Below are 17,324 nucleotides of genomic sequence, written 5' to 3' on the forward strand. Positions count from 1 at the left end.
CCCTTCTTTTTCCATTTTTTGCACTACACAAATGGCTTCGTCCCAAGCGGATTAGATTCAACAGCAACAACAACAACAACAACAACAACAGCAACAGCAACAGCAACAGCAACAGCAACAGCAACAGCAACAGCAACAGCAACAGCAACAGCAACAGCAACAGCAACGTCAAACCCAACAGCGACACCACCGCTCTACGTAATTTTATGTCTTGGTTTTTTGCAACCGGCAGGCCATCTGCGTACTCCCCATACAAAGCCTGGCCTGTCGTTCTTGCAAATCAGCGGACATCCTGTTTCGAACCAAACTCCCTGTCCAGCAAGGAATAGCATTTAAGATCAACATAGCGCCCATGTTTGAATTCACATTCGCGTAACACACCTTCGAGCCGGAAACCCAGTTTTTCTATTAAGCGCCAGCTTGCAATATTCTCTGGCTCAACCATGGCTTGCAAGCGGTGCAGGCCGAGGTGTTCAAAGCAGTGAGTGATGATGACGTTCATACATTCAGGTATGACCGCCTTGCCCCAGTGGTCAGGTGAGAGCCAGAAGCCGGTTTCGGCGCAATGGTGTTCCTGTTCCCATTCATGCAGGCCGCATGTGCCTATCAACTGGTCTGGTGCTGCTTGACTGCAAATGCCCCACCACAGACCTGTGCCATCCAGCCAGACTTGTTCATACCAGTCCATCTGTTCCTGACTTGACGCCAGGGTGTCATAGCTGATGCCATAATATTCAGTGACACGCGGATCGGATAAACCACGAAAAATTGCTGGCATATCAGTAGCGACTATGCGGCGCAGTTGATAGTTGGTGGTCTCCAGTACGGGGAAGGCTTTGGTTTCAGGCATATAAGCTTTGTAATAACAGGTAACAATCAGACATTCTAGAACTCATTTCATAAATAGGGGTGAGATGCGTTTGTCTCATAAAGCGGGCTGGCAAGGCGGACGAGGCAGTCAATAGCGGGTCTATTGACAACGAGTCCAACGCAGTCCAGCACGCGTTATGAGGCAAACCCTTCGGGAACTGGCGATTCGGGCGCATTGCAGCGCGAGGTGGTGACATTGCGCTTGCTAAGGCACCAGCCTTAGCAGCGCGTCACGCCTTGCACTGCATCCCGAATCGCCTTGCTCGCACTCATCCCTATTTATGAAATGAGTTCTAATGCCTGTAGAGGCATGGAGTTGCGCTGTCCTGTAACTCCTTAATAGCGCAAAATCTGGGATAATCCGTTTGCTCGTTATTAGCGAGTGAATTGATTAACAATATTGAAGAAATAATGAGCCCTGAGCAACGCAAAGAAGCTTCCGAACTGGAATTGCATAAACGTGGTATCCGCATCAATGTGCAATTGCATGTGATTGAGTCTGATGAAGAAGTGGAATTGCGCACGCCTGAAGAACTGATGCGGCGTATGCTGGCCTTGTGGGTGGTGACTGCGGTAGCTGCTGGGGGTGATGCCGCACACTACCGTTCCTATCTGGAAACCCATGGTCTGAAGGCCTGTTTGTCAGCACAGGAACAGGCATTTTTGTTTGCTGATGACATCACGGAAGAATTGCGTGCACCATTTTTAAAAAGGCAGGAAGCCCTGTATTTCCTGGCATGGGCTGCGGGTTTGACCGACAAACTGGCTGTACCTACGCAAGTCGCAAACCTCAAACAAATCCTGAAACTCTTCCCGCATGCGCTGGAAGCACCTGAGCGTTTGCAGGCAGCCTTGAAGCCGCGCCGCAAAGGGCAGGTGCTGGATTGGTCGGATTTATTGTATCGCCTGCACTGGGCCGTTCGTCACGCGCATATTACCGGGCGCGATGCACCTGGTAATTTGAATGCCGATGCAGTGCGTGAATGGCATCAGGCGGCCAACTGGTTGTGTCAGTACGAAGAAGAAAATGACTGGGATAAGGTCAGCACTGAGACTTGATGCCGCCAAAAGCAGTTGCAATCAAAGCGCCTTTGAGGTCCGGCGTTCCGTTTTACAGGTATTGACCTGATCCTGCATTTTCAGGCAGCGTGGGCCAGAGAATTCAGCCTGTAGAGCATCCAGGAAAACGCGGGTGCGTGCAGGCATCAGGCGACGACCGGGGAAGACTGCCCAAACATTCACATCCGGTAACTTCCAGTCTTCCAGGACAGGTGTCAGGGCACCGCTGCGTACATGGTGACCTGCAAAATGATCAGCCAGCATGATGATGCCCTTTCCACGTACTGCCAGCCGTGTCAGCAATTCGGGTGAATTGGCGCTGGCCCGTCCGGGTGGTATGCCTTCCCAGGCAGCGCCGTCTTTTTCCATCCGCCATACTGCCAACTCGCCATTGCGTGCGGTCAGGCGCAGACAATCATGTTCCATCAGGGCTTCTGGTTCTGCTGGCATGCCATGCACTTGCAAATAGCTGGGTGCGGCATACATCCCTATGCTGAAACGTACCAATCCCCGCGCTGCCAGCGACGCATCATCAGGTAAGTCGCCAACGCGGATGGCGACATCGAAATTCTCGCCTATCAAATCTACCCGTCGTGGTGATAAATCCAGTTCCAGATTGACCGATGGGTATTTGCTGATGAAGTCCGACAATAACTCACTCATCTCATGATTGGCAAAATCGGCAGGCATGGATACCTTCAGTTTGCCATTCGGGTCGGCCTGCCTGTGTTGCGTCAGCGCCAGCGTGGCATTCACTTCTTCCTGCACATGTTGTGCATGTAGTAAGACATTTTGCCCCAGGTCAGTCACCGTCAGCTTGCGCGTAGTGCGCAGGATCAGGCGTTCGCCTAACTGGGCTTCCAGCGCAGAAATCCGGCGTGACAAGGTGGACTTGGGCACTCCCAGTCTTTCTGCTGCCTTGCTGAAACTGCCTTCTTCGACCACACGGGCAAATAGCAAAAGGTCATTGGCTTCCAGAGTCATGATCGCATCCTCATTCTAATCCTCTATTTTCCTATTTTTGGAACAATGATATCCATTTTAACGTCTTCCGGATTATTTTTGGAACGATTAAAGTACGTCCATCAACTCTTTTTCTGAAAGGAATACAAAATGAACATCCTGCAAATCAACTCCAGCGCCCGTGCCCAGGCTTCTCACTCTACGCAATTGGCGAACAGCCTGGTTGAGGCTTTATTGGAAACATCTTCTGGTGCCACAGTGAATGTGCGTGACCTTGGCAGCAATCCTCATCCCATACTTGATGAAACAGCATTACAAGCCCTGTTCACTCCGGCAGACCAGCGCACCGCAGAACAACAAGCCCGCGTTGCTCTGGATGACGCATTGATCGCAGAAATCCAGGCCGCAGACGTGGTCGTGCTGGGCGCACCGATGTATAACTTCGGTATCTCAGCCCAATTGAAAAACTGGATCGATGCCGTGTCCCGTGCCCAGGTCACTTTCCGCTATACCGCCAACGGCCCTGAAGGTTTGTTGACGGGCAAGAAAGTATATGTCGTACTGACACGTGGCGGCCTGTATCGCAATACCCCAAACGATACGCAAATGCCTTACCTGAAAAATTTCTTTGGCTTCCTGGGCATGACCGATATAGAGTTTATCTATGCAGAAGGTCTGGCCATGGGCCCGGATGCAGAAAAAGCATCACTGGCTTCAGCACACCAGCAAATTAATGATTTACTGCCTGCATAATCAAAGCGTGCAAAGCGTAGGCAGATATAGATAAGGACGATGAATCATGGAAACGACAGATGTAGTTGTAAGCAACACAGTTCAACAAGCGGAAAACGTCACACATTCACGCGTGGTGGAGCAACTGGTCGCAGGGCAGCCTACTTCAGATGGTGCCGGTGTCAAACTGACACGGGTATTGACGCAGCCGTTGCAATACCGGCTGGATCCTTTCCTCATGCTGGATGCGTTCGGCAGTGATGAGGCAGGCGACTACATCGCCGGTTTCCCCAGCCATCCGCACCGTGGTTTTGAAACAATCACCTATATGCTGGCTGGCCGTATGCGCCACCGCGACAGTGCCGGTAATGAAGGCTTGCTGCAAAACGGCGGTGTGCAATGGATGACAGCCGGTCGTGGCGTGATTCATTCAGAAATGCCGGAACAGGAAGAAGGCCGCATGGCAGGCTTTCAGCTTTGGCTGAATCTGCCAGCGAAAGACAAGATGATCGCGCCCTGGTACCGCGACATCCAAAGCGACACCATCCCTGAATTGCTGACGGCAGCCGGTGTCAAAGTGCGCATCATTGCTGGCAGCAGCCACGGCGTGGCAGGTGCCGTGCAACGTGAAGTCACCCAGCCGTTGTATCTGGATATACACATGCCAGCCGGTAGCAGTTTCAGTCACAGTCTGCCTGCCAGTTTCAATGCCTTTGTGTATGTGTATGAAGGTGAAGTGCAGATAACTGAGCGCGATGTACCCGTGCAGCGTATGGCGATATTGAAAAAATCGCCGGATGCAGATGGTGTGGTGATTGATGCCAAAGTCGATAGCCGCTTGTTGCTGATTGCTGGTCAGCCGCTCGGTGAAACCATCGTCCAGTATGGGCCGTTTGTGATGAATAGTCAGGCGGAGATTTTTAAAGCGATCAGTGATTTTCGCGAGGGCAAACTAGCGGAAGTTGTTTGATAAGAGTACAGATACTCCTTCCCCTTGAAGGGGATGTAGTCGGGGTTTCACAAAGCATGCTTTGTGCCGACAGAATCTAAGCCGCTTGCAAGCGGCGCAGTGGACGAGCCGGGATGGGGCTCTGTAGCTTCGTAGCTTCGTAGGTTGGGCTACGGGTTATCAGCCCAACACTGGGCCTCTGCAAACGTATACGTCATATAAACGCCGAGTGTTGGGCTGGTAAACCGTAGCCCAACCTACGAAGCCAGTCTCTCACTACCGATAATTAAAATCTACATGTAAGGAAAACAAAATGAAACAAACAGAAACGATAGGACCTGTCTTCGGCTCCTTCATCGCCCGCGTGTTGATCGCCCTGATTTTCGTGGCATCCGGTGCAGGCAAGATATCCGGTTTTGAACAGACTGTCGGCTACATTGCCAGCAAGGGTTTGCCTTTGCCTGCCTTGGGAGCGATAGCTGCCATAGTGGTGGAACTGGGTGGCGGCATCATGGTCATCCTGGGCTGGCGTGCACGCTGGGCCGCGGCGGCAATGATTTTGTTCACGCTGGCGGCGGCTTTCATCTTCCATAATTTCTGGGGCGTGCCTGCCGATGCGGCGCAAAATCAGATGATCCACTTCATGAAAAATATCTCCATGGCTGGTGGCCTGTTGTATGTGTTGATACATGGCAGTGGTGGCTGGAGCCTGGATGGCCGTAAAGCCTGAGCAAGAATGAGTTAATTTCCCCTTCCCTCGAGGGTTCCTTCAGCAGCAGATTTGCCACACGGTAATCTGCTGTTTTTTTTATTCTCCGAACTGTCGTCGTTTCATCATCCTGTAATCTTGCTTTCACACGCTTGACATATTCTTGTCCAATACTCCCGTGGATTAGCTTAATTGTCCAGCCGGAGCAGATGCGATGAAGATAGAAATCAACGGGATTTCCAAGACCTTTAAAGGCGGCTATCAGGCGCTCGACAATATAGCGCTGACATTTGCGCCGGGTGAAATGGTGGCGCTGATTGGTGCCTCCGGTTCTGGCAAGTCGACTTTATTGCGACATATCTCTGGCCTCATCACGGCCAATGCAGACAAGAATGATATCCGCCTAGGTGATCAGGTATTGCAGGCGAATGGCGTGATTGGCCGGCAGATACGGCATTTGCGTTCGCAGATCGGTTTTGTGTTCCAGCAATTCAATCTGGTCGGGCGTTTGCCTGTATTGACCAATGTGCTGACCGGCGGCATTGCCCGTATTCCTTTGTGGCGTAGTTGTTTCCGTATCTTTACCAAAGAAGAAAAAGCCCTGGGTCTGGCTGCACTGGCAAGGGTGGGTATCGCGGAACATGCTTACAAACGCGCATCTGCTTTGTCTGGCGGTCAACAACAACGCGCAGCGATTGCCCGCACCATAGTGCAACAGGCCAGGGTCATACTGGCCGATGAACCGATTGCCTCGCTGGATCCGGAATCTGCACGCCGCGTCATGCAGACTCTGGCCGACCTGAATCGTCAGGATGGCACGACCGTCGTGGTGTCCCTGCACCAGGTGGATGTGGCCCTGCGCTTTTGTCCGCGCACGGTTGCCCTGTCACGTGGACGCGTCGTTTATGACGGCCCTTCCAGTGAACTCACCATCCCCATGCTGCGTGATTTATATGGTGCAGAAGCCGAAGAATTGCTGAGCCCTGCACCTGTCAAGGCCGTCAGCGATGTGCCTGCTGGCATAGAAATTTCCCTACCCACTCTTGCGGCTGCCGCCTGAGTTTTCTTTCCCCATCAGGAGTATCTCCATGTTTCGTAAATTCGTGCGCAGTTTCACGTTAGGCCTGGCCATGGCAGCATCCGCTTCCATCGTCATGGCAGAAGATGCCGTCAAGACCTTGAACTTTGGCATCATTTCGACTGAATCTTCACAAAACCTGAAGCAGGACTGGCAGCCTGTGCTGGACGATATGAGCAAAAAATTAGGCATCAAGATCACTGCCTTTTTCGCTCCTGACTATGCCGGTGTCATAGAAGGCATGCGTTTCAATAAAGTGCAGTTTGCCTGGCTGGGTAATAAGTCTGCGATCGAGGCCGTAGACCGCGCCAACGCTGAAGTGTTTGCACAAATGGTCAATGCTGATGGGACCGTGGGCTACTACAGCATGATCAGTGTACACAAGGACAGCCCTTATCAAACGGTAGAAGATGTATTGAAAAACGCCAAGAATCTGAATTTTGGCATTGGTGACCCCAACTCCACATCCGGCTTCCTGGTACCTAGTTATTACGTGTTTGCACAAAACAATGTCAACCCGAAGTCAGCCTTCAAGACCGTGCGCAGTGCCAACCATGAAACCAATATTCTGGCCGTGGCCAACAAGCAGGTCGATGCAGCAGTCCACAGCTCGGATGTGCTGGACAGAATCACTGCGCGCCAGCCAGAAACAGCTGCCCAATTACGGCAGGTATGGAAATCACCGCTGATCGCTGCTGATCCTATCGTCTGGCGCAAGGATTTGCCAGCAGATGTCAAAAACAAGATCAAGGATTTCTTTGTTGGCTATGGCAAGACCGGACCTGATGCAGCGCGTGAGAAAGCACAGTTGAATAAATTGACACTGGGTGGTTTCCAGGTGTCCAGTAATGCACAGTTGAAACCTGTGCGTCAGTTGGAACTGTTCAAGGAAAAAATCAAGATTGAAGCCGATGTTGCCATGACAGCTGACGAGAAAAAACTCAAGTTGGACGACATCAATCGCAAGCTGACTGACATCGCCAAATCCTGATCGCATGACTACATCACCATCCATGCGCACGCAGACAACGGCTACCGTGCCGGCAGCACCCAAACAGGATTTCATCAAGCTGCTGGTCTGGGGCGTTGTCCTGGCCTTACTGGCAATGTCCTGGGAAGGTGCTGACATGCGGCCGCTGGAACTGATACGCGACAGCGGCAATATGGTGACGTATGTAGCCAGTTTTTTTCCGCCAGATTTTCATGAATGGCGTATTTACCTGCAAGAATTGCTGGTAACCCTGCAAATTGCCGTCTGGGGTACGGTATTGGCAGTCATATGTGCCGTGCCCCTGGGTTTGCTGAGTTCTTCCAACATCGCCCCGGCCTGGATCAGCCAGCCGGTGCGTCGTCTGATGGATGCTGCCCGTGCCATCAATGAAATGGTGTTTGCCATGTTGTTTGTGGTGGCCGTCGGTCTTGGTCCTTTTGCCGGTGTGCTGGCCCTGTTTGTGCATACCACAGGTATTTTGTCCAAGCTGTTTTCCGAAGCGGTGGAAGCCATAGATCCGCAACCGGTAGAGGGCATACGCGCTACCGGCGCCCATGCCCTGGAAGAAATCGTGTACGGCGTGTTGCCCCAAGTCATGCCTCTGTGGATATCGTTTGCCCTGTATCGTTTTGAATCGAATGTGCGCTCTGCCACCGTGGTTGGCATGGTAGGGGCTGGTGGCATAGGCGTTATTTTGTGGGAAGTCATCCGTGCCTTTCAGTATGCACAAACCTGTGCCGTACTGCTGATGATCGTATTGACAGTCAGCCTGATCGATGTGGTGTCATCCCGGTTGAGGAAAATTTTCATTTAAGAAATTTCGTCAAAAAATCTCCGTTAATCCCCATGAATATGAAACCACGTCAGGCCCAGCCTATAGATTTCGCCACTCTGGTCACCTGGTTGCAGCAACGTGCCGATGGATTATGTGGTGGCGAAGCCGTCACCCAGCTCGAACACGCCTTGCAATGTGCCAGTCAGGCGCAGCGGGAAGGGGCGACGGATGCACTGGTCGTTGCGGCCCTGCTACATGACATCGCCCATCTGGCTGACAATGAAACGGATGAGACTTTCCCGCACGGCGAATTGGCAGCGCAACTATTATCCGAGCTGTTTCATGCAGACGTGACCGAACCCATACGCCTGCATGTGGAAGCCAAGCGTTATCTTTGTGCTGCCGATCCCTTGTACTGGTCTGGCCTGTCACCAGCGTCCCAGCGCAGTCTGATCTGGCAGGGCGGGCCTTATTCTGTTGCGCAGGCAACAGAATTCATGAACATGCCTTATGCCGAAGATGCCGTGCGCCTGCGGCTATGGGATGATGCCGCCAAAGTGATTGATGCCGCTACACCGGATCTGGACCATTTCATCGCCCTGATGGAAGAAGTTCGTTTGCCACAGCAAGTGATCCAGCTTCAGGCGGCAACAGTCTGAAGCTGCTCTGGCCGTCTCAGTTATGGTGGCCAGCGCCCAGAATATCGAGTAACTGCTGACCAGCCAGCTCAATCGAGCCGCTGTTGTCGATGCGGATGATATCGTTTTCTTCTGGCATGGCAAACCTGCTGCCACGATCAAGACGGTTCAGCAGGGCGGCACCGGATTCGCGCTGGCGTTTCTCCACCCTTTGCCTGATCAGGTCCGGGTCCGCCGCTATCCAGACAATTTTTGCGTCAGGAAAAAGCTGCCTGACTTGTGGCAGATATTCGCGTGAACCGTTGACCACGACATCCTGGCCACATCTGAGCTGGACTTCAATATTCCTGCGTATGCCATAGCAAAGTCCATTGGCCTGCCATTGCAGGCAGAAATGGCCGGCTGCAGCCGCCTGCCAATAGGCTTCCTGGCTCATGGCTTCATGTTGTTCGCTGTCATGCTGTGGACGGGTAATCACCCTTTGGGCAAACACCAGGTCAGCGCTGGCTGACGCCTGGTTTTTTACCCATTGCAACAGCGTGTCCTTGCCGGCACCAGAGGGGCCAACGACATAAAACAGTTGCCCTGTGCGTGGCAGGGCTTTTTGCTGAAATACTGCCTGGAAGGGAAAGCGTCGCCAGAAAGTCAACGGCGCACCAGGGTGTTCTTCCCTGAATATCGTCAAGGCATCAATGGCGAGCGGTTGTGTATCCAGCAGGCGAGCGAAATGCTCTTCGGCGGCCTTGCGTAGGGCATACTGGGCATCAGCATCAAGTTCGCCCAGGGTATCGCTGAGGCTGATATGGAAACGGTATTCTTCTTCCGTATAGGGATAGCCCCATTGCTGCAACAAGGCTTCCTGTCTGGCACTTAAACCTGCATGCCGGCGCTTGGCCAGATAGGCAGCATCCGGTGCGCTGCGCAAGACATCAAAAAAACTGACACAACGCATGGCCAGCGCATTGATTTCTGCCGTATTGCCGGATGGACGCAAGGCCAGAAAATCTCCCATCATGCCGACCTGTAGCTTATCCAGCCTGATGCTGTGCTGCACCTTGGAAAATGCACTGGCCATGGCAATCAGTTCACTTTCCTGAAAACCTTCCAGCAGGCTGAAAGGTGCTTTCAGTGTCGCGTGAAAGCCGTAACGACTGGGCGCGCTGGTCATCTTCTCCAGCATGATGTCAGGCAGGCCCGGGATATGATTTTGTGCCATCCGGCCAATCTGCATGGCATCCCGTCCCAGCCAGCGTGAACCGGCTTCCCACCAGGCAGAATCCGGCACAGGACAAAAATACAGGGCGTAGCGCATCACGCTGCCAGTTCCAGCGAACGCTGATGTGACAGGCGCTGTGGTTCGGCGCAAAATACCAGCTTGCCGGCGGCGATGGTGGCTATCAGGCGTGGGCTGCCATCTGCCTGCCTTTCCACCAGCAACAGGTCGGCACGTTGCTGTTCTGCGATGTGTCCGCGTTCATGCAGGCCCAGCACCCTGGCAGGATTGCGTGATACCAGTTGCCATGCCTGTTCCAGGCTGCATGCACCGTCCTGCTCAAGACGGAATGGAGCGTGCAGCAGGGCAGGGTAGTAATAGTCAGATGCCAGGATATCGCACAGGCCTCGGCGGATCGCCTCTGTAGCTGACAGACCGCCGCAATGGCTGCCACCCAGCAAGACATTCGGTGCGCCCATGATGACGTGGTTATTCAATGTGTGGGCAAGTTGCAATGCTTCTTCGGTTTTCGGAAACTCGCTGATCTCTGCGCCCAGTGCCTGGAAACGTTCACGGTCCTGCCTGCATTCATCATCATGCGATGCCATGGGTATGCCATGTTCACGGCAGGCCGTTGCAAGCTGCTGTATGGTCTGCGCGACACGGGTGGAGCGCGATTGTGCCTTGTGCAGGCGTTCCAGAAAAGCCGGGACATCACAGCGCGCACGTTCGGCGTAGGTCTGCAATTTTTCTGGTGAAGCAGATTTTTTCAGGATAGACGGCAGGTGTTCATTGAAGGCAAAGAATGCCACCATGCCTGCGTTGATCCATTCCAGCGCATCATGCAGGCCATCTGCATGGTGATTTTCAAAACGCAGATGAATGCGATGGTCGGCATGCACATGGCTGCGTTGCGCAGCCACCTGATCAAGGGTTGCCATGGCAGCATCGCGGCCACGCAAGCCACCTTCCCACGAAAAGGTGACACCATGGCAGGCCGTAGTGATGCCATTGGTAATCAATTGCCTGTCGGTATCGGCAAACGCAATATCATAGGCAAAGCTGGTAGCCGGGCGCGGTTGCAACTGTCGCTCAAAGGCATCACCATGAATATCTACAAGGCCGGGCAAGATCAGCAGGTCGCTGGCATCAAGCACAGGTAAGCCGGCATGGCTGCTGAAGCCGGATGTGCCGATACGGGCAATCTGCGTGCCGCTCAGATACAGGCTGGCATTACTCCAGCCATGCTGGTCGTCAGCACCGTGCAGGTAACTGCCACCTTGTATCGATAAATGCGCATTCATTGTCGGCTTTCTTTATCTTGGTACCTCATCATAAACAGAAAATATGACTGGAAATTGACAAATTTAAACTTGCTGATTTTTCCTTGGCAAGCACATTTTTTGATAGTGGGTATGTCATCAAGACTTCATTTAATGGTGATGTAATAAGTCCCCATGAAAACTGATCCGCATATCAATCTGACACAGCAGGACAGGGCGCACTGGATGTCTGTCCTGGCCAGGGCGCCGACAGACAGGCTGGCACAGGCAGTCACACAGTTTGGTGAACTGCCGTCCTATCTATGGCTCAGGAAACCGGAAGCAGGCCTGGCCATGGTGCGGGCCAGAACTGGTGGCAGTGGTGCCCAGTTCAATCTGGGTGAAATGTCCGTGATACGTTGCGCCTTGCGCTTGAGTAGTGGTGAAACCGGCATTGCCTATGTGGCTGGGCGTAACCGCCACCATGCCGAATGGGCTGCCCTGTTTGATGCCTTGCTGCAGACCGATGCCAGGGCTGCCGTGCAGGCAAAGGTGATTGCACCGCTGGAACAGTGGCTGCAAGAAAAGCGCGCCCGTGCAGTGGCCGAAGCAAAGGCCAGCAAGGTCGAATTCATGACCATGGTACGTGGAGAAGATGCATGAATACAGCAACAAGCCAGGGTTTGCTGCCCGCCTGGAATGATAGCGTGCATGACGCCCAGTCGGCATTTCGCAGCCTGTTGACCGCACTGGCAGAGCCGGGCCGCATACAGCAACTGACGATCCGGTTCGAGACCCCCGGACCCTTGCATCTGGCAACTGCCGCCGCCTGCCTGGTATTGATGGATTTTGAAACACCAGTCTGGCTGGCCCCCGTATTTGATACCGATACGCTCAAGTCCTACCTGCGCTTTCATTGCGGTCTGCCGCTGGTGGCTGATCCGGCGCAAGCTCACTTTGCAGTATTGGATACGGCACCTGAACATTTGGACCTGACCCGCTATGCCCAGGGCAGTACCAGCTATCCGGATAAATCGGCTACTTTGCTGATACAGGTCAGCGACCTGGAAGACGGACCGGCACGCTATCTGACCGGCCCCGGTATACAAAGCCACGCCAATTTCCGCGTCAGTGGTTTGCCGGATGATTTTGTCAGCCGCTGGAACCAGAATCACGCTTCTTTCCCGCAAGGGGTGGATATCCTGTTTTGCTGTGGCAATGCGGTATTGGGTTTGCCACGTACCAGCCGTATTCACGATGGGGACATGCCATGTACGTCGCAGTAAAAGGTGGCGAAAAGGCCATTGCCCAGTCCTATATAGCACTGGAAAAATTGCGCCGTGGTGATACGGCTGTACCAGAACTCAGCATCGCCCAGATTCGCGAACAGATGTCGCTGGCCGTGGCCAGGGTGATGACAGAAGCCTCTTTGTATGACAAGGATCTGGCCGCGCTAGCCATCAAACAGGCCAGCGGTGATCTGATAGAGGCCATCTTCCTGCTGCGTGCCTACCGCACCACCTTGCCGCGCCTGCTGGCAACCGTGCCTGTCGATACCTCGGCCATGCTGATACAAAGACGTATTTCAGCCACCTTCAAGGACGTGCCTGGCGGGCAGGTACTGGGTGCTACCTATGACTATACCCAGCGTCTGCTGGATTTTTCGCTGGCGGCAGAATCCCTGGCTGGGGCAGATCAGGCAACAGAAACAGTATTGCCTGAAGCGAAGGCAGAAGCGGAAGCCGAGGCCTGCCCACGTGTACTGGATTTTTTGAATCAGGAAGGCCTGATCGAAGCCGATGACATGCCTGACGGCGATCCCGAACCATCCGACCTGACGCGTGAACCTTTGCAGTTTCCGGCTTCGCGCGCACTGCGCTTGCAAAGCCTGGCGCGGGGTGACGAAGGTTTCTTGCTGGCGCTGGCATATTCCACCCAGCGCGGCTATGCCCGCAATCATCCGTTTGCCGGTGAGATACGTCATGGCATTGTTGATGTGCAGGTGATACCGGAAGAACTGGGTTTTGCCATCGATATCGGTGAAATTGAAATTACCGAATGCCAGATGGTGAACCAGTTTGCCGGCTCGCATACCGAAGCGCCACGATTCACACGCGGCTATGGCCTCAGTTTTGGGTATGGTGAACGCAAAGCCATGGCAATGGCCCTGGTTGATCGTGCAATGCGTGCCGAAGAACTCAAGGAAGAAATTACGGCACCCGCACAAATGCAGGAATTTGTTTTATACCACGCCGACAATGTAGAAGCTTCCGGTTTTGTCCAGCATTTGAAATTGCCCCATTACGTTGATTTTCAGTCTGAACTGAACCTGCTGCGCAGCCTGCGGCAAGCGATACAGAAAAACCAGCAGGAGCAGGCCGCCACGATAGAAGATGAAGTTAGTACAGCAGATGATCCAGAAAACAAATCAGGTCAGAAAGCCGCATGATGACTAGCCTATTTTCACAAAGTGCTGAGGCCAGCGAAGTGGACGCATGCGATCCAGCGCATGCAACACAGCAGCCAGGTTCAGGCCGTAATGTGTCAGAAGCTGGTTATAACTTTGCCTACCTGGATGAACAAACCAAGCGCATGATACGCCGCGCCATCCTGAAGGCTGTCGCCATACCGGGTTATCAAGTGCCTTTCGGGGGCCGTGAAATGCCCTTGCCATATGGCTGGGGTACCGGTGGCATACAGGTGACAGCCGCCATCATCGGCCAGGACGATGTCTTGAAAGTCATCGACCAGGGTTCGGACGATACCACCAATGCTGTCAATATCCGTCGCTTCTTCAAGCGCACCACGGGTGTTGCCACGACAGAAAAAACCACTGAGGCAAGCGTCATACAGACACGCCACCGGATACCGGAAACGCCACTGGTTGCCGGGCAGATCATGGTCTACCAGGTGCCGATTCCCGAGCCGCTGCGCTGGCTGGAACCAAGTGAAACCGAAACACGGAAGTATCATGCCATGGCTGATTATGGGCTGATGAGCGTCAAGCTGTATGAAGACATCGCCCGTTTGGGAAAGATTGAAACGTCCTACGATTATCCGGTCATCGTCAATGGTCGTTACCTGATGCGTCCTTCACCCATTCCTAAATTTGATAATCCAAAAATGCATCAGAATCCGGCCTTGCAACTGTTTGGAGCCGGGCGTGAAAAACGCATTTTTGCAGTACCGCCGTATACCGATGTCAAAAGCCTGGACTTCGAAGACTATCCCTTTGAAATCGAACGCTGGGAACACCGTTGCGCCATGTGCGACGCTGATGACAGTTTTCTGGATGAAGTGATCGTCGATGACCAGGGTGTGCGCATGTTTGTATGCAGCGACACGGACTATTGCCGTACACGTCGTGAAACCCAGGGCAAGGCAGAGGCATGATGCAAGTGATTGAAGAAAGCAAACATCCGCTGTTGCAGGCGATCGATGTCAGCAAGTTTTATGCGGGCAAACTGGCTTGCGGACCGGTCAGTCTGGACCTGTATCCGGGTGAAGTACTGGGTATAGTTGGTGAATCAGGTTCAGGCAAATCGACTCTTTTGAATTGCCTTGCCGGCCAACTGGCACCGGAACAGGGACAGGTGCTGTTTCATACGCGTGACGAAGGTGTGGTTGAACTGTTTTCCATCAGCGAAGCCAGGCGACGCCTGCTGTCACGCACCGACTGGGGCTTTGTGCACCAGAGCGCCCGGGATGGTTTGCGCGTCGAAGTATCTGCCGGTGCGAATGTCGGTGAACGCCTGATGGCAGTCGGCGCCCGGCACTACGGCAAGATTCGTGCTGAAGCCACGGACTGGCTGCAAAGAGTGGAAATCGATGTGTCACGCATCGATGATTTGCCGCGTGATTTTTCTGGTGGCATGCAACAGCGCCTGCAGATTGCCCGCAATCTGGTGACCAAACCGCGTTTGATCTTCATGGATGAACCGACTGCCAGCCTGGATGTGTCCGTGCAGGCGCGCCTGCTGGATCTGTTGCGGCAACTGGTGTCGCAATTGCAGGTTGCTGCCGTCATCGTGACCCATGACCTGGCCGTGGCACGCCTGCTGGCCCACCGCCTGATGGTGATGCGTCAGGGGCAGGTGGTGGAACAGGGACTGACAGATCAGGTGCTTGATGATCCGCAACATCCCTACACCCAGCTACTGGTTTCTTCCGTCCTGCAGGCATGAGGAAAGCATATGTCACGTCGAATTGAAGTAAAGGGCCTGAGCAAGGATTTTACCCTGCATTTGCAGGGCGGCCAGCAGATGTCCATCCTGTCTGGCATAGACATGCAGGTGGATGCCGGTGAATGTGTGGTGATCCATGCACCGTCCGGTGCCGGCAAGAGTACCTTGCTGCGCAGCCTGTATGCCAATTATCGCGCCAGCAGCGGCCAGGTCAATATCTGGCATGACGGTGCATGGGTGGATGTGCAGTCCGCCCCGGCAAGACAGGTGCTGGCTGTGCGGCATCATACCCTGGGTTTTGTCACCCAGTTCCTGCGCGTGATACCCCGCATTGCCACACTGGATTTGGTGGCCGAACCTCTGATTAATCGCGGCGTGGAAAAACAGGCTGCGCATGAACAGGCGGAAGAATTATTGTCGCGCCTGCGCATACCCAAGCGCTTGTGGCACATCCCGCCAGCCACTTTTTCTGGCGGTGAGCAACAGCGGGTAAATATTGCGCGCACCATGATTTGTGATTATCCGATTTTATTGCTGGACGAACCCACTGCCTCACTGGATGAAGCAAATCGTGGCACAGTGATAGACATGATCAATGCAGCGCGTGAACGCGGTGTGGCTGTCGTCGGCATTTTCCATGATGAAGCAGTGCGTCAGGCCCTGGCGACCCGGATTTTTTCCATACCCGCAGCACAAGCCGTTTCTTTGGTGGCCGCATGATGAATAGAATATGAACAGAATAGAAAACGCACAAATCGTCCTGGCTGACGAAATCATGCTTGGCATGATGGTGACAGAGCAGGGCAGGATAAGCGATCTGGCAGAAGCCGCCCGTATGTCTGCTGTAACGGCAACCGAAGACTGGCAAGGCGATTATCTGCTGCCCGGCATGGTAGAACTGCATACCGATAATCTGGAAAAACATTTGATGCCCCGGCCCAAGGTCCGGTGGCCCACGCTGCCCGCTATTCTTGCGCATGATGTCCAGGTTGCCGCATCCGGCATCACCACTGTGCTGGATGCCATTTCAGTCGGTGATATCGACACCGACAGCATGCGCAATGATAGCTTGCAGGCCGCTACCGAGGGCTTGCGCATGGCGGCAGATGCCGGTATTTTGCGTGCCGATCATTTCCTGCACATGCGTCTGGAACTGGCAGAAGAAAATTTGCTGGACATGTTCGCCCCCTACCTGAATGACGACAGATTGAAACTGGTTTCGCTGATGGACCATACGCCTGGTCAAAGGCAATGGACAGATCTGAGCCATTACCGCACTTATGTATCCGGCAAACGTGGCTGGAGCGAGGATAAGGTCGAATCCATGCTTGAACATCTGTTCATTCGTCAGCAAGCCTATGCTGCATCCAATCGTCGCAGCATAGTCAGCAGTTGTCGCGCTCTGGATAATCCCGTGCCTCTGGCGACCCATGATGACACGACGGTAGAGCATGTAGCCGAAGGCGTCGACGATGGTGTCACGATTTCCGAATTCCCGACCACCGTGGCTGCTGCCAAGGCTGCGCGTGAACAAGGCCTGGGCATCATCATGGGGGCACCAAATGTGGTGCGTGGCGGATCGCATTCAGGCAATGTATCTGCTGCTGAACTCGCCAGACTTGATTTACTGGATGTGCTGTCGTCTGATTATGTTCCAGCCAGCCTGCTGCATGCGGCTTTCCTGTTGCAGGATGAAGGCTTCAGCCTGCCCAAGGCCGTGGCAACCGTGACGCGTAATCCGGCCCGCATGATAGGTCTGCATGACAGGGGAGAAATTGCCGTGGGCTTGCGTGCCGACTATTTGCGCGTGCGCGTGGTGCAGGGTATACCTGTGGTGATGGGTGTGTGGAAGGCGGGACGACAGATCGCTTGATTTCAGCGCTAAGTGAGAACAAAGGCAG

19 protein-coding genes are annotated in these 17,324 nt (G+C 53.7%); 15 read left to right on the top strand and 4 right to left on the bottom strand.

From position 1 onward, the window contains the following. Positions 1–280: 280 nt before the first annotated feature. On the bottom strand, positions 281–850 hold the full coding sequence (locus tag ACO0LK_RS17945) for a GNAT family N-acetyltransferase (RefSeq protein ID WP_422977400.1): 570 nt from the start codon (positions 848–850) through the stop codon (positions 281–283). 431 nt (positions 851–1,281) lie between these two features. Between ACO0LK_RS17945 and ACO0LK_RS17950 the strand changes: the two genes are divergently transcribed. Continuing rightward, a complete protein-coding gene (locus ACO0LK_RS17950; RefSeq protein ID WP_422977402.1) occupies positions 1,282–1,929 on the top strand; it encodes a DUF4272 domain-containing protein in 648 nt (215 codons plus the stop codon). Positions 1,930–1,950: 21 nt separating this feature from the next. Here the strand turns inward: ACO0LK_RS17950 and ACO0LK_RS17955 are convergent, their stop codons facing one another. Then, the gene (locus tag ACO0LK_RS17955) at positions 1,951–2,913 is read right to left on the bottom strand and encodes a LysR family transcriptional regulator (RefSeq protein WP_422977404.1); all 963 of its coding nucleotides are present in this window, start codon (positions 2,911–2,913) and stop codon (positions 1,951–1,953) included. A 129-nt stretch (positions 2,914–3,042) separates the two neighbouring features. Between ACO0LK_RS17955 and ACO0LK_RS17960 the strand changes: the two genes are divergently transcribed. The 7 genes from ACO0LK_RS17960 (at position 3,043) to ACO0LK_RS17990 (ending at position 8,785) form a co-directional block, all read left to right on the top strand. Next, on the top strand, positions 3,043–3,645 hold the full coding sequence (locus ACO0LK_RS17960; RefSeq protein ID WP_422977406.1) for an FMN-dependent NADH-azoreductase: 603 nt from the start codon (positions 3,043–3,045) through the stop codon (positions 3,643–3,645). Between the two features lie 46 nt (positions 3,646–3,691). Continuing rightward, complete coding sequence (locus tag ACO0LK_RS17965) at positions 3,692–4,594, top strand: pirin family protein (protein ID WP_422977408.1); 903 nt, start codon at positions 3,692–3,694, stop codon at positions 4,592–4,594. A gap of 292 nt (positions 4,595–4,886) precedes the next feature. Next, positions 4,887–5,303: a DoxX family protein gene (locus ACO0LK_RS17970; protein ID WP_422977410.1), complete on the top strand. Its 417-nt coding sequence runs from the start codon at positions 4,887–4,889 to the stop codon at positions 5,301–5,303. A 193-nt stretch (positions 5,304–5,496) separates the two neighbouring features. Beyond that, positions 5,497–6,342, top strand: a complete 846-nt coding sequence (phnC, locus tag ACO0LK_RS17975; protein WP_422977412.1) for a phosphonate ABC transporter ATP-binding protein — start codon at positions 5,497–5,499, stop codon at positions 6,340–6,342. 28 nt (positions 6,343–6,370) lie between these two features. After that, positions 6,371–7,351 carry a phosphonate ABC transporter substrate-binding protein gene (phnD, locus tag ACO0LK_RS17980; protein WP_422977414.1) on the top strand — a complete coding sequence of 327 codons (981 nt, stop codon included), beginning with the start codon at positions 6,371–6,373 and terminating at the stop codon, positions 7,349–7,351. Positions 7,352–7,355: 4 nt separating this feature from the next. Further along, positions 7,356–8,165: a phosphonate ABC transporter, permease protein PhnE gene (gene phnE, locus ACO0LK_RS17985; RefSeq protein WP_422977416.1), complete on the top strand. Its 810-nt coding sequence runs from the start codon at positions 7,356–7,358 to the stop codon at positions 8,163–8,165. Positions 8,166–8,197: 32 nt separating this feature from the next. Further along, positions 8,198–8,785, top strand: coding sequence for an HD domain-containing protein (locus ACO0LK_RS17990; RefSeq protein ID WP_422977418.1), 588 nt, complete (start codon positions 8,198–8,200; stop codon positions 8,783–8,785). A gap of 16 nt (positions 8,786–8,801) precedes the next feature. On the opposite strand, the gene phnN is transcribed toward ACO0LK_RS17990, so the two are convergent. Together phnN and ACO0LK_RS18000 are read right to left on the bottom strand one after the other, a co-directional pair. Next, a complete protein-coding gene (gene phnN, locus ACO0LK_RS17995; RefSeq protein ID WP_422977461.1) occupies positions 8,802–10,076 on the bottom strand; it encodes a phosphonate metabolism protein/1,5-bisphosphokinase (PRPP-forming) PhnN in 1,275 nt (424 codons plus the stop codon). Continuing rightward, on the bottom strand, positions 10,076–11,281 hold the full coding sequence (locus ACO0LK_RS18000) for an alpha-D-ribose 1-methylphosphonate 5-triphosphate diphosphatase (RefSeq protein WP_422977420.1): 1,206 nt from the start codon (positions 11,279–11,281) through the stop codon (positions 10,076–10,078). The genes phnN and ACO0LK_RS18000 overlap by 1 nt, the downstream gene beginning before the upstream one ends. A 153-nt stretch (positions 11,282–11,434) precedes the next feature. Here ACO0LK_RS18000 and phnG point away from each other — a divergent pair, with 153 nt between their 5' ends. From phnG to ACO0LK_RS18035, 7 genes are read left to right on the top strand one after another with little or no spacing between them, the layout of a single operon-like run. Then, positions 11,435–11,902 (top strand): phosphonate C-P lyase system protein PhnG, encoded by a 468-nt coding sequence (gene phnG / locus ACO0LK_RS18005; protein WP_422977422.1) that lies wholly within the window; start codon positions 11,435–11,437, stop codon positions 11,900–11,902. Then, the gene (gene phnH, locus ACO0LK_RS18010; RefSeq protein ID WP_422977424.1) at positions 11,899–12,525 is read left to right on the top strand and encodes a phosphonate C-P lyase system protein PhnH; all 627 of its coding nucleotides are present in this window, start codon (positions 11,899–11,901) and stop codon (positions 12,523–12,525) included. Before phnG ends, phnH begins: the two co-directional genes overlap by 4 nt. Continuing rightward, the gene (locus ACO0LK_RS18015) at positions 12,510–13,688 is read left to right on the top strand and encodes a carbon-phosphorus lyase complex subunit PhnI (RefSeq protein WP_422977426.1); all 1,179 of its coding nucleotides are present in this window, start codon (positions 12,510–12,512) and stop codon (positions 13,686–13,688) included. The genes phnH and ACO0LK_RS18015 overlap by 16 nt, the downstream gene beginning before the upstream one ends. After that, positions 13,688–14,632, top strand: coding sequence for an alpha-D-ribose 1-methylphosphonate 5-phosphate C-P-lyase PhnJ (locus ACO0LK_RS18020; RefSeq protein ID WP_422977428.1), 945 nt, complete (start codon positions 13,688–13,690; stop codon positions 14,630–14,632). The genes ACO0LK_RS18015 and ACO0LK_RS18020 overlap by 1 nt, the downstream gene beginning before the upstream one ends. Continuing rightward, entirely contained in the window at positions 14,632–15,423 is a 792-nt protein-coding gene (gene phnK / locus ACO0LK_RS18025; protein WP_422977463.1) for a phosphonate C-P lyase system protein PhnK, read from the top strand. The genes ACO0LK_RS18020 and phnK overlap by 1 nt, the downstream gene beginning before the upstream one ends. A 9-nt stretch (positions 15,424–15,432) precedes the next feature. Further along, positions 15,433–16,143, top strand: a complete 711-nt coding sequence (gene phnL, locus ACO0LK_RS18030; RefSeq protein WP_422977430.1) for a phosphonate C-P lyase system protein PhnL — start codon at positions 15,433–15,435, stop codon at positions 16,141–16,143. A gap of 10 nt (positions 16,144–16,153) precedes the next feature. Then, the gene (locus ACO0LK_RS18035) at positions 16,154–17,296 is read left to right on the top strand and encodes an alpha-D-ribose 1-methylphosphonate 5-triphosphate diphosphatase (RefSeq protein WP_422977432.1); all 1,143 of its coding nucleotides are present in this window, start codon (positions 16,154–16,156) and stop codon (positions 17,294–17,296) included. Positions 17,297–17,324: the final 28 nt, after the last annotated feature.

Source organism: Undibacterium sp. Ji49W, from assembly GCF_049340205.1.
Taxonomy (GTDB): domain Bacteria; phylum Pseudomonadota; class Gammaproteobacteria; order Burkholderiales; family Burkholderiaceae_D; genus Undibacterium.

What these genes read in the sequence shown, in the direction of transcription:
- ACO0LK_RS18015 (WP_422977426.1), top strand. Translation starts at nt 12,510, where the DNA reads ATGTACGTCGCAGTAAAAGGTGGCGAAAAGGCCATTGCCCAGTCCTAT.
- ACO0LK_RS18035 (WP_422977432.1), top strand. Translation starts at nt 16,154, where the DNA reads ATGAACAGAATAGAAAACGCACAAATCGTCCTGGCTGACGAAATCATG.
- phnL (WP_422977430.1), top strand. Translation starts at nt 15,433, where the DNA reads ATGTCACGTCGAATTGAAGTAAAGGGCCTGAGCAAGGATTTTACCCTG.
- ACO0LK_RS17965 (WP_422977408.1), top strand. Translation starts at nt 3,692, where the DNA reads ATGGAAACGACAGATGTAGTTGTAAGCAACACAGTTCAACAAGCGGAA.
- phnH (WP_422977424.1), top strand. Translation starts at nt 11,899, where the DNA reads ATGAATACAGCAACAAGCCAGGGTTTGCTGCCCGCCTGGAATGATAGC.
- phnE (WP_422977416.1), top strand. Translation starts at nt 7,356, where the DNA reads ATGACTACATCACCATCCATGCGCACGCAGACAACGGCTACCGTGCCG.
- phnG (WP_422977422.1), top strand. Translation starts at nt 11,435, where the DNA reads ATGAAAACTGATCCGCATATCAATCTGACACAGCAGGACAGGGCGCAC.
- phnC (WP_422977412.1), top strand. Translation starts at nt 5,497, where the DNA reads ATGAAGATAGAAATCAACGGGATTTCCAAGACCTTTAAAGGCGGCTAT.
- ACO0LK_RS18000 (WP_422977420.1), bottom strand. Translation starts at nt 11,281, where the DNA reads ATGAATGCGCATTTATCGATACAAGGTGGCAGTTACCTGCACGGTGCT.
- phnK (WP_422977463.1), top strand. Translation starts at nt 14,632, where the DNA reads ATGCAAGTGATTGAAGAAAGCAAACATCCGCTGTTGCAGGCGATCGAT.
- phnD (WP_422977414.1), top strand. Translation starts at nt 6,371, where the DNA reads ATGTTTCGTAAATTCGTGCGCAGTTTCACGTTAGGCCTGGCCATGGCA.
- ACO0LK_RS17990 (WP_422977418.1), top strand. Translation starts at nt 8,198, where the DNA reads ATGAATATGAAACCACGTCAGGCCCAGCCTATAGATTTCGCCACTCTG.
- ACO0LK_RS17945 (WP_422977400.1), bottom strand. Translation starts at nt 850, where the DNA reads ATGCCTGAAACCAAAGCCTTCCCCGTACTGGAGACCACCAACTATCAA.
- ACO0LK_RS17950 (WP_422977402.1), top strand. Translation starts at nt 1,282, where the DNA reads ATGAGCCCTGAGCAACGCAAAGAAGCTTCCGAACTGGAATTGCATAAA.
- ACO0LK_RS18020 (WP_422977428.1), top strand. Translation starts at nt 13,688, where the DNA reads ATGACTAGCCTATTTTCACAAAGTGCTGAGGCCAGCGAAGTGGACGCA.
- ACO0LK_RS17955 (WP_422977404.1), bottom strand. Translation starts at nt 2,913, where the DNA reads ATGACTCTGGAAGCCAATGACCTTTTGCTATTTGCCCGTGTGGTCGAA.
- ACO0LK_RS17970 (WP_422977410.1), top strand. Translation starts at nt 4,887, where the DNA reads ATGAAACAAACAGAAACGATAGGACCTGTCTTCGGCTCCTTCATCGCC.
- phnN (WP_422977461.1), bottom strand. Translation starts at nt 10,076, where the DNA reads ATGCGCTACGCCCTGTATTTTTGTCCTGTGCCGGATTCTGCCTGGTGG.
- ACO0LK_RS17960 (WP_422977406.1), top strand. Translation starts at nt 3,043, where the DNA reads ATGAACATCCTGCAAATCAACTCCAGCGCCCGTGCCCAGGCTTCTCAC.